This is a genomic window from Amycolatopsis sp. lyj-23 (genome assembly GCF_046549135.1).
GTDB lineage: Bacteria > Actinomycetota > Actinomycetes > Mycobacteriales > Pseudonocardiaceae > Amycolatopsis.
The window spans coordinates 1-14,270 of record NZ_JAJPWN010000038.1; the positions used below are offsets into that span (position 1 = coordinate 1).

General features: G+C 69.5%; 16 protein-coding genes and 1 pseudogene. 1 reads left to right on the plus strand and 16 read right to left on the minus strand.

What is annotated here, in order from left to right; genetic code table 11:
• The 3 genes and pseudogenes from ACLJPY_RS49755 to ACLJPY_RS49765 form a co-directional block, all read right to left on the minus strand.
• A pseudogene (locus tag ACLJPY_RS49755) lies at positions 1-524 on the minus strand (site-specific integrase); the annotation flags it as partial.
• 632 nt (positions 525-1,156) lie between these two features.
• Positions 1,157-1,381, minus strand: coding sequence for a hypothetical protein (locus ACLJPY_RS49760; protein WP_410598022.1), 225 nt, complete (start codon positions 1,379-1,381; stop codon positions 1,157-1,159).
• A 69-nt stretch (positions 1,382-1,450) separates the two neighbouring features.
• Positions 1,451-2,647, minus strand: coding sequence for a hypothetical protein (locus tag ACLJPY_RS49765; protein WP_410598023.1), 1,197 nt, complete (start codon positions 2,645-2,647; stop codon positions 1,451-1,453).
• 863 nt (positions 2,648-3,510) lie between these two features.
• On the opposite strand from ACLJPY_RS49765, the gene ACLJPY_RS49770 reads away from it, so the two are divergent.
• Complete coding sequence (locus tag ACLJPY_RS49770) at positions 3,511-4,125, plus strand: hypothetical protein (RefSeq protein ID WP_410598024.1); 615 nt, start codon at positions 3,511-3,513, stop codon at positions 4,123-4,125.
• Between the two features lie 79 nt (positions 4,126-4,204).
• On the opposite strand, the gene ACLJPY_RS49775 is transcribed toward ACLJPY_RS49770, so the two are convergent.
• The 13 genes from ACLJPY_RS49775 to ACLJPY_RS49835 form a co-directional block, all read right to left on the minus strand.
• A complete protein-coding gene (locus ACLJPY_RS49775; protein WP_410598025.1) occupies positions 4,205-4,663 on the minus strand; it encodes a hypothetical protein in 459 nt (152 codons plus the stop codon).
• Positions 4,664-4,918: 255 nt separating this feature from the next.
• Complete coding sequence (locus ACLJPY_RS49780; RefSeq protein WP_410598026.1) at positions 4,919-5,422, minus strand: single-stranded DNA-binding protein; 504 nt, start codon at positions 5,420-5,422, stop codon at positions 4,919-4,921.
• Positions 5,423-5,821: 399 nt separating this feature from the next.
• On the minus strand, positions 5,822-6,865 hold the full coding sequence (locus ACLJPY_RS49785; protein ID WP_410598027.1) for a DUF4192 domain-containing protein: 1,044 nt from the start codon (positions 6,863-6,865) through the stop codon (positions 5,822-5,824).
• Positions 6,866-7,003: 138 nt separating this feature from the next.
• Positions 7,004-8,038 (minus strand): DUF4192 domain-containing protein, encoded by a 1,035-nt coding sequence (locus ACLJPY_RS49790; protein ID WP_410598028.1) that lies wholly within the window; start codon positions 8,036-8,038, stop codon positions 7,004-7,006.
• A gap of 114 nt (positions 8,039-8,152) precedes the next feature.
• The gene (locus ACLJPY_RS49795; protein ID WP_410598029.1) at positions 8,153-8,590 is read right to left on the minus strand and encodes a hypothetical protein; all 438 of its coding nucleotides are present in this window, start codon (positions 8,588-8,590) and stop codon (positions 8,153-8,155) included.
• The gene (locus ACLJPY_RS49800; RefSeq protein ID WP_410598030.1) at positions 8,583-8,999 is read right to left on the minus strand and encodes a hypothetical protein; all 417 of its coding nucleotides are present in this window, start codon (positions 8,997-8,999) and stop codon (positions 8,583-8,585) included. Before ACLJPY_RS49800 ends, ACLJPY_RS49795 begins: the two co-directional genes overlap by 8 nt.
• Positions 9,000-9,167: 168 nt before the next feature.
• Entirely contained in the window at positions 9,168-9,413 is a 246-nt protein-coding gene (locus tag ACLJPY_RS49805; protein ID WP_410598031.1) for a hypothetical protein, read from the minus strand.
• Positions 9,406-9,855: a hypothetical protein gene (locus ACLJPY_RS49810; protein WP_410598032.1), complete on the minus strand. Its 450-nt coding sequence runs from the start codon at positions 9,853-9,855 to the stop codon at positions 9,406-9,408. Before ACLJPY_RS49810 ends, ACLJPY_RS49805 begins: the two co-directional genes overlap by 8 nt.
• 3 nt (positions 9,856-9,858) lie before the next feature.
• A complete protein-coding gene (locus ACLJPY_RS49815; RefSeq protein WP_410598033.1) occupies positions 9,859-10,008 on the minus strand; it encodes a hypothetical protein in 150 nt (49 codons plus the stop codon).
• Positions 10,009-10,060: 52 nt separating this feature from the next.
• Entirely contained in the window at positions 10,061-10,414 is a 354-nt protein-coding gene (locus tag ACLJPY_RS49820) for a hypothetical protein (RefSeq protein ID WP_410598034.1), read from the minus strand.
• Positions 10,415-10,799: 385 nt separating this feature from the next.
• A complete protein-coding gene (locus ACLJPY_RS49825) occupies positions 10,800-11,606 on the minus strand; it encodes a class II glutamine amidotransferase (RefSeq protein WP_410598035.1) in 807 nt (268 codons plus the stop codon).
• Positions 11,594-12,760, minus strand: a complete 1,167-nt coding sequence (locus tag ACLJPY_RS49830; protein WP_410598036.1) for a hypothetical protein — start codon at positions 12,758-12,760, stop codon at positions 11,594-11,596. Before ACLJPY_RS49830 ends, ACLJPY_RS49825 begins: the two co-directional genes overlap by 13 nt.
• A gap of 787 nt (positions 12,761-13,547) precedes the next feature.
• Entirely contained in the window at positions 13,548-14,267 is a 720-nt protein-coding gene (locus ACLJPY_RS49835) for a hypothetical protein (RefSeq protein WP_410598037.1), read from the minus strand.
• Positions 14,268-14,270: the final 3 nt, after the last annotated feature.

The window sequence follows — 14,270 nt, forward strand, 5'->3', positions numbered from 1 at the left end:
GTCTCGTTGCGCCGCAGCCCGAAGCCGTAGGCAACCTTGAAACACGTCGCGTCCCGAAACGCCGTCAGCCAGCCCTTGCGGCCTGACGCTCGCTTGCGGTCGACCTCGTCGTCGGCGTAGTCGAACAGCGCCTGCAGCTCCGCGCGGCTGAACGCGCGCTTGCTTGCGTCCGCCTCCGAGTCCGCGACGTGCACCGCGGCGTTGACCTCGTTGATCACCTGCACCGGACGCGTGCCGAACCGGCGCTCGCACTCGGCCGCCCACCCGTAGGCCGGGTCGGTGACGAACGCGCCAAATCCGCGCAGCGCTCCCTGGTAGTTGCGCACCGTGGACAGTGACAGGTGCCGGACCGCACGCAGATCGGCGAACCATTCGTCGGCCAGCTGCGGGGTCCACAACCACGGGTACGTGCCGCAGTGCTCGCCGAACTGCCGCACCACCCGCTGTGCGGATGCGACCGTCGAACGCGCCAGGTTCCGGGCCAGCAGCTGGTTACACCAGCCGTCCAACATCGCTGCGAACACCAGCTCCTCCGGATGGAGAAGCGGCACCCCCGCGGCCAGGTGTAGGCCGGCTGAGCCCGTTAACCGATCGTCCGGCCCCACGAAACCCGCCTTTGTCTGGTCGCATTCGGTGCGATTATCTCGCATCTGATGCGAGCGTAGCTGGTCGTGGTGCACGGCGCGAGCGCGGCGCGGCGTTGCGCTCCGCCGTCCTGGCCTGCACTACGCTCGGATCCCGAAGGCCGTGTCGATGTCCCCATCTGCGGGCTCCACGAATGCCGATTTACTGCCGCGTTCAGCGCGGCGCGTGTTCGCATCAGATGCGATTGGACCTGGTTTCAGAACATCTGCAAGACGTGCTGTGTGCGGGGTAGGGGGCAGGTTGGGTGAGGTGGTGGCGGTGGCGTGGTCGGCGGGGTGAGTGTGTGGCGGGGAAGGTGCGGGGTGGGGTGTTGGTGGTGGGCGGGGTGCGGTAGGTGGGGTGGGGTTGGTGGGGCGTGGTGGTGGTGACCGGATCTGGGGTCGAGCGCCGGCGCCTGCACTAAGGCGCCCCTGGCGCCGTCTGCCGGCGCCTGCGCGGTCCCCGGGCTGTGCCGACACAGCGAAGCGGCCGCCGATCCGGAGATCGGCGGCCGCTTTCGGGTGGACGGTCGTTAGCTCGGGCTGTCCTGCGTGAGGTGGTCCAGCTCGCGGCGGATGGCGGCGGCAGGAACGACCTCGACCGTGTCGCCGCCCTGTTCGGTCGTGAGGGGTCGAGCGTCGCGCGCGAGTAGCGCGCGCAGGAACGCGGCGACGATGGCGGGGTTGTCGGTCGGGATCGTGTCGGCGGCGGCTAGCTCGCGGTCGATGTCGGCGAGGATGTCGTGGAAGGTGCGCACGGTGGCGGCTCCTGGTTCGTGGTGGGGCGGGGGCACCCGGTCTCGGGTGCCCCCGCGTGTGGCGGGTGGTCAGGCGACGGCGGTGAGTTCGCGCGACGGGGCGAATGTGACCAGCGGCGGCATGTCTCGATCCCGGCACATCTCGCACCGGTCATCCGCGCTCGGGGAGCGCTGCTCGCTGGGAGTGCGTTCGAGGTTGCACGCCACGCACAACGCATCCGGGTCGATGCCGAGCGAGGCCAACCGGTCATAGTCGTCGTCGGTCACCGCGCGGCCGGTCAGGTCCGTGACGTCGTCGCGGCTGTCGTCGGTGTCGCGGTGGCGCTCGCGTTCGGCTTCGTAGGCGTCGACGCCGCTTTCGTTCTTGCGCACGACTCCGGCGGACGGAATCGCCTTCTCGATCGCGCGCCAGTGCTCGTCGTACTCGGCTTCGACCTCGCCGACGACGTAGCGGCGCGCGGCCTGCTGCTCGATCGGCTCATGCGCGACCGGGCGCGCGGGCGCGGTGGCGGTGTGCTCGCCGTCGGCCGGGCGCTCGGCGCTCTCGGCGTTGTTGCGGCAGGCATCGGAGCAGTAGCGCATTTCGGGGAGACCGGCGAGGTTGCCGTCACAGTTGCCGCACCGGTGCACGTCTGCGGACTGGGCTTCGGTGGTCTGTTGCCGGGCGGCGGTGCGGGCGCGTGCGTGGGTGGCGCGGGCCTTGCTCGCGTACACGCACGTCATCACCAGCGTGCGCAGGTCATCGGCGAGACTGGGCCACAACTGGTGGGCGGTCTGGATGGCTTCGACGATGGCGGGGTGATCGGCGCTGGGGTTCTTCAGCAGCGTCCCGCACACGGTGAACACCGCCTTGTGCGCGTACTGGGTCTGGGCGTTGAGCCACCGCAAGCCGTTGAGCGCGTCGGCGACGCGCGGCGGGGTCTCGCGCAGCATCACCGTCACGTCGTTGACCTCGGTCACGGCGACGGCCCGGCGGGTCTGGCTGGACCAGACGCACTGGTTGAACAGCTCGCGCTCAGCGTCGCCGTAGCTGTCCCACTCGGCGTGGGCGGCGCGCACGGCGGCGAGAACGTCGCCGCTGATCGCGGCGTCGGTGTTGAGCAGTGTCGCGCACGCGGTGAGGATCGCGGGCGGGTTCGACCCGCTGTGGGTGAACACCCGCTTCAACTCCTGCAGCGCGGACCGGACGCGCGGCGGCTGCGCCTGCAGCGCTTCTACCGCGAGGATAATGCTGGGGTGGTGCTTCGGGTGAATGGTCGAAATCATGATAACCAACCTTCGCGTAGGTGATTTCTTGGGGTTCTCGGGCTTGCAGTCCCGATTGCCTTACGCTTCCATGTTACTGCCAAAAGGCGCTTAATTCCACTTCAAACAGGATGCTCCGACCAGTATCTCAGGCGATTTGAGGCTTTGGGGAAACGTTAAAAACAATTTGCCGTGAAGCTTCGATTGAGTCGCGCACAGTGGCTCCTGTCCACGCTGGTAGCCCGCCTGGTGCTGCTGGTCGCTGCCGTAGAGGTGACCCGTGCTGAGCGAGTGGTGGGTGGCCCCGAAGTAACCAGGGCAGGCCCCCGGCCTGCCCTTAATGCCTGACCTAGGGAGTAGGGGCCCCGAATGCAAGGGTGGGGCCTCGAACTATTTTTGGCCACGCTTTTCGGTCAAAAATAGTTTGGGGTGCCCTTGTATTTGGGGGGGCGACCGATACAATTTCGGGGCCACCCACCAGTCGCGGACGTAAGAAAAAATCGAAAGGTTCCAGCCGCCTGAGTGCTCTGGAATGAGGTGCCTGAGTAGCTGAAACGGTTGCTCTGCCCGTTGGCGACGGCGCCGTTGACCTGCGGGTATGCTGCTGGCAGCGCTTCGTGGGCTCGCGTAGGCCCTCCGGCGGAGCGTCAGCGGGCCGCCGCGAGTCTTGCAGCTCGTCACCTCGGTGGCGTGGCCCTTCGGGGCTACTGCGGCGGTACCGCGCCCTTCCTCCCGCTCGCCGTCTGTCGTCGTGAACACCGGCTATGCCGTCGATCGCCTCCTCGGTGGCGTGAGCGCTGCGCCGCCGACGCGGCGCGGTGGCGCCGGTGCCGCGGGTAGGCTGGTCGGTAGAACCGCTGCCCTCCCCGTGCGGAAGGTGCGTCATGGTTGGACATCACACAACAGGCTCGGGGCGGAAGCGTCGGTCGTCGGCGACGCTGGCGCGGCTGGAGGCGGCGCGGCGTCGCCGCGTCGAGCAGCTGGAGCGCGAGCGGGAGAACGAGCGGCGCGTTGATGCGGCGCTGGGGCCGTTCGCGGAGGCGGTGACGGTGATCGAGGCGGTGGTGCGCCGGCGTGAGGACCGCATCGGCGCGCTGGGCGCGCAGCTGGATCGGAAGCTGGCCGAGTTGGACCGGCAGCGCGCGGTGAAGGTCGCGGAATTCGAGCGCGCGGCCGAGCAGGTCCGCGCGGATGCGGAGATGGAGATCGGCGAGTGGCGGGCGGTGATGGCGACGTCGGTCGCGGAGATTCGCGCTGCGGACGTGGGTGCGGCGGAGACGGCGGCGTTGCTGGGGATCTCGGCGAAGGCAGTCACCGCGTTGTCGCGTAGTGCTGCAGCCGCGTCGGACGTCGGCGGTCGGAGGAGTGACGCGGACTCCACGCGCGTGGAGGCAGTGGACGCGGCACCCTCAGGTGATGAGCGGGCTGGTGAGGCACCTGTGGGTGAGCAGGTCGAGCCGCCCAAACGAGGTTCAGAGGCAGACATTCCGGGAGACTGATTCGGCTGGGCTGGCCGGGCACGAGAAGAGGGGCGCTGGCACCGTCAGGTGCCACCGCCCCTCGTGTGGTGTCGGCAGGTTAGCGCGTCGCGGTCGGCTGGTCGGCCTGCTGCTGGGCGAGACGCCGGGCTCGGCGGGCCAAGGTGGCGCGCTTGCGGCGCTGGTAGTAGACGATCATCGCGGCGATGCCGCAGCAGAACGCGACCCCGAACGCCGACTGGCTGGCGGTGCTGCCTTCCTCGGCGCCGGGGAAGTGCCCGATGAACAGGTAGCCGGGCAAGGTGACGGCGCCGAGGAGGACGCCGCGGCGGTAGCGGTGAGCGAGGTTCGGTTTGATGCGGTTGCGGCTGATGTAGGCGACGCCGCACCCGATGAGCGCTCCGAACAGCACGGCGCCGGGGAGGGCGAGCAGGCCGGCGGGGTCGGTGAAGGGTGTGACGAGGAGTCCGATGTAGCCGAAGGGCTGGATGCCGAGGTAGAAGCCGGTGCCTCCGGCGAGGACGAGCCCGGGGATGGTGACGCCGTAACGATTGCTCATGTTCCGAGCGTAGGGGGATTCTCCTACCCTAAAGGGTGATTTCCGGGCCAGAGCACGCAGTATCCGCTCGCGCGCGACACGGCTGTTCGTCGGCGCATCGGATCGGGTGGTCGTCGTGTTGGGGGCGGCGGGCATGGTGACCTCCGGGGTGCGGTGGTGTGGCATGAGAAAGGCCGGGGCCAGCCGTCAGGCTGGCCCCGGCCTTTGGGGTGGTGCCCGGCCGGAGGGGAAGGTCCGGCCGGACACCGGCTCTCATCAGAACGGCGGCTCGTCGCTGAAGCCGCCGGCGGTCGCGCCGACCAGGTCGCGCCCGGCGTCGGCGCTCCACGGGTGCTCGGCCGGCGTGGCTGCGGTGCTGGTGACCAGGTTGGGGTTCACCTTGGCCTGCGTGGTCTTGGTGCTCTTGGTGACTTCGGCGGTGGCGTAGCGCAGCGACGGGCCGATCTCGTCGATGTTGAGTTCCAGGACGGTGCGCTTCTCGTCGTCCTTGGTGGTGTAGCTGCGCTGCTGCAGCCTGCCCTGGACCATGACGCGGTGGCCCTTGCGGAGGCTGTTGACGATGTTCTCGCCGAGCTGGCCCCAGGCGTTGCAGCGCAAGAACAGCGCGTCGCCGTCTTCCCATTCGCCAGTGGCGCGGTTGAGCTTGCGCGGGGTGGAGGCGACGGTGAAGTTGGTGACGAAGGAGCCGCTGTCGAAGAAGCGGCTGGTCGGGTCCTCGGTCAGGTTGCCGATGATGGTGAGGGTGGTGTCGCCGGCCATGGTGGCCTCCCTGGTGCTCGTTGGGGTGTGGAACGCGGCGCAGCCTCAGCACGCGCCGGCCGGGGGTCGCCGTCAGGCGACGTCCCCGGCCCGGCTCATCCGCCCGCGCGTGAACCAGCACGCGCGCGACCGGCATCGGAGCTCGGCAGGGTGAGGGGGCTGGTTCACCCGGGCGGATCGGGCCGGGCTTCGGGGACGCACTGCCCCGGCCGGGGCGTGCTTACCTTCGGGCGATCCACGACCCGGCGAGCCGGGCGAGGCCACGCCTGGTGACACCGACCTTCCCGTCACGCCGCCCATCCACGACGGCTCCGCACGGGTGGCGGGCCGGTGGCTGCCGGCCGATGCTCTTGCACTAACTTACGGTCACTCGGCGGGAACAGCGAGCAGGGGTGGGCGTCACGCCTGGTCGGTCGCGGGCTCGCTCAACAGCGTGCGGCGGGCATCGGCGCCGGCGGTCTGGAACACGTGATGGACCTTCGACGGCGGGACAGCGTGGCTGAGCATGGTTGAGAGCAGTCCCGCCAGGGGCTGCTCGGGGTCGGCGTGCTCGAGCGCGATCCGCGCGACGGTTCCGTCGCCACAGAGGTAGGCGTACACCGCGATGACGGTGGCGAGCTGGCCGGCGACGGGATCGCAGCTGTGGCGCCACAGGTGCAGGACCAGGTTCTCGGCGGCCAGGCGCGCCGTGGGGTCGGGTAGGGCGAGCAGGGCGTCGCGGAACGCGGGCACGGCAAAGGTCGCGACGAGATCGATGATGTCGGCCTCTTCGGCGGGCAGCTCACCGTGCGCGGCGGCCCGGATGGCGGCGTCGGCGCGGGCGAGGCGGACGTGCGCGGCCAGATGCCAGCGTTCGTCGATGGCGGCGGATTCGACCGCACTGGTGATCCGGGACTGCAGGCGGGCGCGGATAGGCTCGCGGACCGAAGTGAACCGCGCCGCGAGGTCGTCGCGGCGGGCGGCGATGGTGTGTCCGGCTGCCACAGCGGCGGCCGCAGCCGTGGTAGCTGCGGGGTCGGGCAGGACACCGGTGCGGTCTGTGTCGCGGTAGGAGCGCCAGCGCGCGCCTTCGGCGATGCTCGGCACGGACACGACGTCGACGTCGACGAATCCGTGCTCGGCCAGCTGCGCGATAACGCTGTCGATGTCGGCGCGCAGTGGCAGCGCGCCGTCGCCGGCGGTGCCGTCGTCGACACTGCGGACGACGACACCGGTCACACAGAGGACGGGCAGATCGGCGCACTGCCGGTTGAAATGCCGCACACAGTAGTCGGCGTGGCCGGCGAGATGGGTGAGGTCGATTCGGGCGAGCGGCCCGCTGCTCGCCGAGCCGGTGTCCTTGGTGAGCGTGGCGATCAGCACCAGGGAGTCCTCAGGCATGAAGCCGAGCAGCGCCGGGATGCTGGCGACTACGACGCTGGTGCTGGCGAGAGTGAGCGGCATCGACGATCGTCCTTTCGGAGAAGAGCGAGCAGGAACTGTCGGTGAGAACGGGACCGGGGAGACCGGTGGCCGGGTTCGGCGTGCAGCGTCCGCGTGGCGGGGAGGCCGGGATTAACCCGTCGACGGTGAAAACAGTTGTCAGCTCTCGGCGGACGTAGTCAGCGTGTCTCGCAACTGCTGTGCGACGTCGGCGATGTCGTTGTGCAGAGCGGCGACGTCGACACTCTCGCGCATCCAGCGGTGGACCAGCCGGGTGAGCTTCGTGGGGCGCGGACCGCGCTGGATGATGAGCCCGGCGACGCCGCTGTCCTTGCGCAGGAATGCCGTGACGGCAGTCAGCGCGGTCATCGTGGGCGCGTATCGGTCGGGGGCGTGTCGCCACAGGTGCAGCCACAGCGCCTGGGCCGCCCCGCATCGCGGCTCGGTATCCTGGATGAGGTGGATGTCGCGCAGGAGAAAGCTGGACAGGGCAGCGATCAGTTCCGCGATCTCGTGCTGGTCGGTGGGGAGGCGGCCGTGGGTGGCGGCGGTGACCGCATCGTCGATCAGCTGCAGGCGCCGGCGCAGCCGGGGGAAGTCACCGGCGAGTTCTTCGGCCTGGATGTCCTCGGCGATCGGGTCGGCCAGGGTTGCGATGCTGTCGCGGATGTCGGCGGGCGCGGGAAGGAATTGGGCGAGGAAGGCGTCGCGGTTGCCGTAGACGCGGTCGCCCTGGAGCACGCGATCGGTGGTGACCGGCGAGATGGCGGGGTCGGGCAGGGTGCCGGTGTGGTCGGCGACGTCGTAGCACGACCAGGCAGCGCCGGCGGTGAAGGCTGGCACGTGCAGGAACTCGACGTTGGCGAATCCGGCCTCGTGCAGCCGGTGGGTGAGCTCGCGAAGCTGAGCCCGGTAGGGCAGATCGTTGGTGTCACTGGTGTTGTCGTGGACGACGGCGCCGATAAGACGCTGGACCGGCTGGTCGCCCAACGCGCGGCTGAGGATGGCGACGACCATACGGGGGAGCCGCATGGCCGGGTCGAGGTCGAATCGGGTGATCCGGCCCAGGCGGACGGTGCCGTCGGTGTGCACGATTGCGGCGACGATCACGAGGGAGTCGGTGGGAACGAACCCGATCAGGGCGGGGATGGCGGCCAGGAGATCCTCATCGGTGAACGAAATCGGTTCGGGCATCAGGGAACCTCGCTGCCTAGAGTGGACGAATGGTGCGGGTGGGAGGGACGCGGTGGTGGCCGGTGACCCCGACCGGCTGGTGGAACACGGGCGCAGACGACGGGAGACCGGAGGTCACCGGCCGAGTTCGACGCGCAGCGTGTGCACGGCGATGTGGGCGATCCACGGCGGTGACGGCCGCCTGCCGTCCCGGCCGGCGGCGGGGATGACTCCGTTGACCGCGACGCTCCAGAACTCCGGCCAGGGTTCGGCGTCGGTGCGTTCGCTGCGGTAGATCACGCGCACGTCCTGCCCGTCGGCACGCCGGGCGTGCGCGGTGATCCGGATCGCGACGCGCATGCGGTTGCGGCGCTGTACGGGCTCGTCGTAGAGCAGCGAGACCGGTGTCGCGGGCAGTACGCGGCACAGCTCGACGAGCACACCGCGCGCGACGTTCCACGCGCCGTAGTCGAGGAGGCTGCTGCGGTGGGGGATGTTGCAGGCGACCGACTCGGGCAGCAGGTAGGAGCGGCTCCAGTCGTAGGGACTGAGCCACAGCCGGTCTTCAGGCATGGTCGGCCACCGCCGTGTTCGCCTCGGCGAGCGCGCGGGTCACGCAGTTGTTGGTGAAGCGGCGCCGCTCGTTCTGCAGCTGCTCGGGCCACGTGCCGGCGTTGGGTTCGAGGATGTTCCAGGCGGCGGTGAGCGCGGCGTCGGTGCAGCGCCCGTCGGGATTGAGGTGGGGGTAGACGGCTTCGACGACCCAGCAGGCTTCCGCGACACTGGAGGGGAAGCAGGTGTTCCAGACTGCGGTGATGAACGCGGTCTTGTGCCGCCGGGTGTGGGCGAGGTCGTCGAGCCAGGTTCGGGGTTCCGGCGCGAGTCGGCGGCCGCCGAGTTCGGTTTCGATCAGCCGGCACGCCCGGGCGTAGGTGGATTCGGTGTCGTCGGATGGTGCGCTCTGGGCGGTGGTCGCGGTCAAGGCGTGCCTCCAGGTCGGGTGCGGGTGAACCCGGCCTTCCGGAGCACGCCCGTGGTCCTCGGGCGCCTGGCACCTCGCGTGGCGTGGCGCGGAAGTCGGCGCGCCCGGGGGCTCGGGTGTGCTGTGCTGGCGGCGGTCGTCCGCACCGGCCGGAGTGCCTGATCGCGGCTACGGGCAGTCAGCGGGCGGCGGGGAAGTGACGCCGACTTCTCCTTGCAACGCCTGCTGGGTCCGGCGCACGAAGTCAAACAGTTCGGCGGGGGTGCCCTCGATGGTGATCACCGTGATGTTGCGGTCATCGGTCAGGACGAGGGCCAAGTCGTCGTCGGCGAGCAGTGGGACGCCGGCCTCGTCACCCGGGCGTGCCAGTGTGACGTCGCATCGTGCCGGGATTCCGGTGTAGTCGCTACTCATCGTGGGTTTCCTCGGATTCGGTGGCGTCGGTAGGTGCTGTGGGCGAACACGTGAGGGTCCGGTGCTGGGCGCGGATGTTCCGGAGCGTCTGCGGATCGGGTGCGGGGTGGGTGTTTGCGGTGACGTACCGGATCACGGTGTCGACGTGGATCGGATCGTCGGTCGCTAGGACGGCCAGCGCGGCGTGCGCGGTGTCGTCGAGGCGTTCGGTGGCGGCGTCGTGCACGTACCACCGCCGGGTCGGGAAGATGTACCGGCCGTCAGCATCGGGCTGGAGGCGCTCGAGAGCGGGACCGCTTGCCGGACCGGTGTCGTCGTGGGGTGCGTCGTCGTCGGTGACGATCAGATCGTCGCCGTCCCAGCGGAAGCGCAGATTGTCGGTGGTGGCTTCGACGGTGATGGCGATCCACTCGGTGACGGCACGACGAAACCGCGGTGTCACGGTCTAGTAGCGGCGGCCGTCTGCGCCGTCGGCCGCGAACGTCGGTTCGCCCAGGTGCGCCAGGAAGTAGGGCTGGTCGTCACCGCACACCAGTTCTTCGTCGACGCGGAGAACGTCGGCGGGGAGGGCGTGCTGCTGGCTGTTGTCGGGCATCGGGTCACCTGCCTGGGTCTGAAGTGGACGTGACGGTGTCGGTTCGCGGGTGTCAGGTGCAGTCCAGGCCGCATCGGCGGCACAGCAGCGCGATGCCGTCGGACGCCGTGCGGTCGTCAAGGTCGGGCTGCGGGGTGCCGGTGGCGTCGAACCAGAGCCCGGTGGACGTCTGGTTGTCGCAGTCTTCCGGGCGCCCGATTGGCCAGGGCAGGTTTGGCACCTCGATCACGGTGCGGCCCGGGTGGACGTACTCGCGGGTCGTCTCGTCGCGTCCGTGCCAGTGGACCGGTTCGGCGCGGCGGCGCAGGACACCCAGCGCGCCGTCAGCTGTAGCGTCCGCGGGCAGGCGAGAGGACGCGGGCCCGGCGGCGCGGCCAAAGACGTCGGGCAGAGAAGGTGCGGACATCGGGATTTCCTTTCAGCGGGGGCAGAATGCGTGGTGGACGGCTGGGACGAGCGCGAACCGAGAACGGCACCGCCGGAAGGGCTGTTGTAGCGCGGATTCCGCGGAGTGCGGTGGGTGGTGCGCTGCGAGTTGTCCCCCGGATCGCCCGAGGGCTCGGGTGTGCTGCGCTGACGGCTGTCGTGGGCGCCGACCGGGAGTGCCTCGCGCGGTCTCGGTCAGCGGCCGCCCGGGAGGGGGGACGCGTACGCCACCCAGCTGTTCGGACAGGCTTGGCAGGCCCGGCCGAGGAAGGCCGAGCAGTCGTTCCGGGGCGGGGAGCTCCTTTCCGGCCGGACGCGACGGCAGCCGCCACGCCCGGCCAGCCGGCAGTGGACGAGCCCGGGGGTCAGCGGTTGAGTGCGGGTGCGGCGACGCAGACGCAGTCGTCGAGGTCCTCGCCGCAGCCGAAGCAGCAAACGCCGCCGAGCAGCCGGAGGCACCACGAGGGGCAGGGCTGGTTGTCGACGGCACAGAATGGGCACGCGCCGCACGCGAGGCACAGTCCAGTGTCGACGTCGATGGCGTCATCGACGCCGCAGTAGTGGCAGCCGTCCTCCAGGTCCGACCACGCGGTCTGGGCGGGGTGCGGGTCGAGGTAGCCGTGGTTGGAGTACCAGACCTGGTCGTCCCAGTACCCGGCGTGTTCGTTGAACAGGTAGCCGTGGTCGGGGTAGCGCGGATTGACGGTCAGGATGGCCAGCTTGTTGTATTCACCCAGCCAGGATTCGATGCGCCGTCGGGTCTCGGGACGATCGAGGGTGAGAAAAGGTTCTGCGGAGAGGATGTCGTCGGCGGCGATGCGGGTGTCCGATCGCGGATCCGATCGGGAGGGGTGCTCCTTCTGGGAAAGGATTCCGTTGTGGGCCAGCACGGTGCGGGAGTCGCCGCCGATCGGGAACGGGTGGATGTTGTCGTCGGTGACGGGGCCGTGGGTGGCGAAGCGGCTGTGGAACAGTGCGGGCTGGTCGGGGTGCCGTCCGCGCAGGGCGGCGAATTCGTCGATGACGGCGGCGGCGTCCATGCCGCGGCCGGTGATGATGCGGTCGCCGTCGACGATGGCGTAGCCGTGGCCGTCCTTGTTGTGTGCGGCGCCGTTGGCCAGGGCGGTGGTGTCAGGCAGGGTGCCGGCGGGAAGGTAGGTCAGCAGGCACATGCCAGGTCCTCCAGTTCGGCGGTGAGCGGCGCGTACTGCGGGCGGGTACGCAGCCACTGGGTGAAGGTGGTCCAGGTCCATCCGCTGCGGGCGGTGATGTCGGTGACGGTGAGGTCGCGGGTGTAGGCGACGGAGGCATCGGCGAAGGCGAGGGCGGCCTGGACGTGCCGGATTTCGAGGCTGGAGGCGAAGACCCGCAGTTCGAAGGTGTGTCGGGGCTGGGTGTTGATGGCGGAATCGCGCGGCGCGCAGTAGGTGCCCTTGCAGGAGTGTTTGATGTTGTGGCGTTCGGAGTCACGGAACGCGGCGTATCCGCTGGACCGGCGGGCGAGGGTTTGGACGGCGGAGGAATTGCGGTAGACGAACTTCATCCACCGGAACACGTGACACGGGCCGGCGAAGGCGGCGCGACTGATGTGGACGTGCAGGCCGTTGCCGTCGCCGCTGCAGCCGGCGAGGTCGAGCTGGTCGAGCAGATGCCAGGGGAATGAGGCCAGCGCCCACCGGTAGGCCATCGGGTGGGTGACGAGCTCGAAGCCGTAGTCGATGCTGGAGTCTTCTTTGAGGTAGCCGAGACCGTTGAGGATGTCGTCGGTGTCGCTGATGCGGTCGGACAGATGTCCGTAGGGGACGTTCACTTCCAGTTCGAGGCCGAGGTAGCAGGGGCCGATGCCGTGGAAGACCGGTGTGGGCTTGTAGGAGTAGCCATGCAGGCCGTCGATGTCGTCATCGGCATCGTCGTCGCGGTGATCCCCGCAGTAGGTCCCGCTGTCGATGAGGGTGGTGCAGACCTCGCAGTCGTAGTAGTCGAGCTCAATCGCGCATTCGGGGCACAGTTCGCGGCCGGTTTCGGTGCTGCGCAGTTCGTCGTCGTAGAGGTTGCAGTGGTCGCAGACGCCGAAATCCTCGGCGCAGGGCGGGCACAGTTCGCGGTCGCCGGTGGCGGGGAGCGGGTCGTGGTGCCGTAGTGGCACGCTGTCCGAGCACTGGTTGCAGGTGAATGTCTGGTCGGCCTTCTCGAGGGTGTGGGCGCGGCGCAGGTGGCCGTCGCGGAGGGGGATGTCGCACTGTTCGCAGGTGGGGTATTGCCCAACTTTCTCGCAGTGTTCGCAGATCCGGCCTTCTTTGTCGGTGGGCGATGTGGTGTCGGACATCAGGCCGCAGCTGTTGCAGTGGTACAGGTCGGCGGCGCAGTCGTCGCACGCGGTCTGCCATCGGGAGATGTGCACGGGTGTAGTGGTGGCGTTGCCGCAGTCGCCGCCTTGGACGACGTCGTCGACGGGTGTTGTCATGGTGTTGCCCTTTCTGGCTGAAGGCGTGAAAACGCCCCTCTCGTGGGGAACCGGGAGGGGCGTATGGATGGAAGGAGGGCCGGTAGCGCGGTGTTGGGTGTTCGGCGCGCACCGCGCTACCGGCCCTCGGGGACGGTGTCCGGCCGGGTAGGGAGGTCCCGGCCGAGACACCGAGCTGAGAAGCTTCAGCGGGCTCGTATGTCCACGGCGTACCGTCGCGTATGGACAGTCGTTGCTACTGCTGTGCTGGTGTTGTTGAGTTCCTCGGGCCTGGTCGGTGTGCGGGACGCGACGCTTTGAGCGCGCGCGGGCCTGGGGCGTGAAGCCCGGCGGGCTCGTCCGGCCGGCGTGAACCGGCTGTCGCAGACGTGCGCGGACGCTCGGTGCCGTGGCGCCGGTTCACCCGTGCCGGATGCGGCCGGGCGCCGGGTTCAGGCCGCCCCGGGGCCGGGGGTGCTGCGCTCCGAAGGCCCGCACATCGCGAGTCGAGGGCGGAATTCTTTGTTCTTGTGGGGTTCAGCTTGCAGGCGAGTCGGTGAGCGTGGTTCGCAATCGGCGGACGGGGCCGCCGGTGGTGAACGGGGCCGCGCCGTGCTTTTCTGGTGACCGGGTGCGCCGCGCGGCGTCCCGGCCACCAGTCGACCATCTGCTACTTCTCCTGCGCGGCGCTCAGGATCGGGACGAAGTGGGCGCACACCACCGGTTGGCGGTGCCTGGCTTCGGAGGTGACGATGTCGATGGCGGCGCGCAGGCAGGTGCGGACGGCGTGGTGGCTGGGACGGCGTGTCGGGTGGTGATGGACGACGACCGGGTCGAGGGGCCGCTGACGTTCGCGGTGTTCGCCGGTCTGGTCGCGTTCTTCGACGCTGGACAGCGTGGCGACGAATCCAATGTCGGGTTGGAAGGCGATGTGCAGGCGTGCCCGGGTCAGCCAGCCGTGGTCGGCTGACCGGCCGAGGTTCCAGTACGCGGTCGCGGTGTGGCCTTCGCGACGGATGGCGGGGTCGGGATGCGGGTTGATCGCCGAGGTGATGACGGGGTCGGCCGGTGCGGCGGGTTCGCCGTCGTGCGGGCGGACGTCGGTCTTGTGGATGGTGAATCCTGAGCCGGGGCGTTCGCCGGCGATGGCCAGGCACATGCCCTGGTCCTGCACGACCGTGCCCACGAGAATCTTCCCGTCGTAGTCGAACCGGACGCGGTCGCCTTTGGTGTAGCGGTGCTGGAGCATCGGCAGCCAGCCTGCGGGGATCAGGTGGGCGGGGATGAGGGCCTTTTCCAGGTCGGTGCTGTTCGGTTGCCGTTGCCAGAGCCAGACCAGCTCCTGGGCGCCGGGGGTGGCGGCGGGATCCGATGACGGGATTTCGGGCATGGC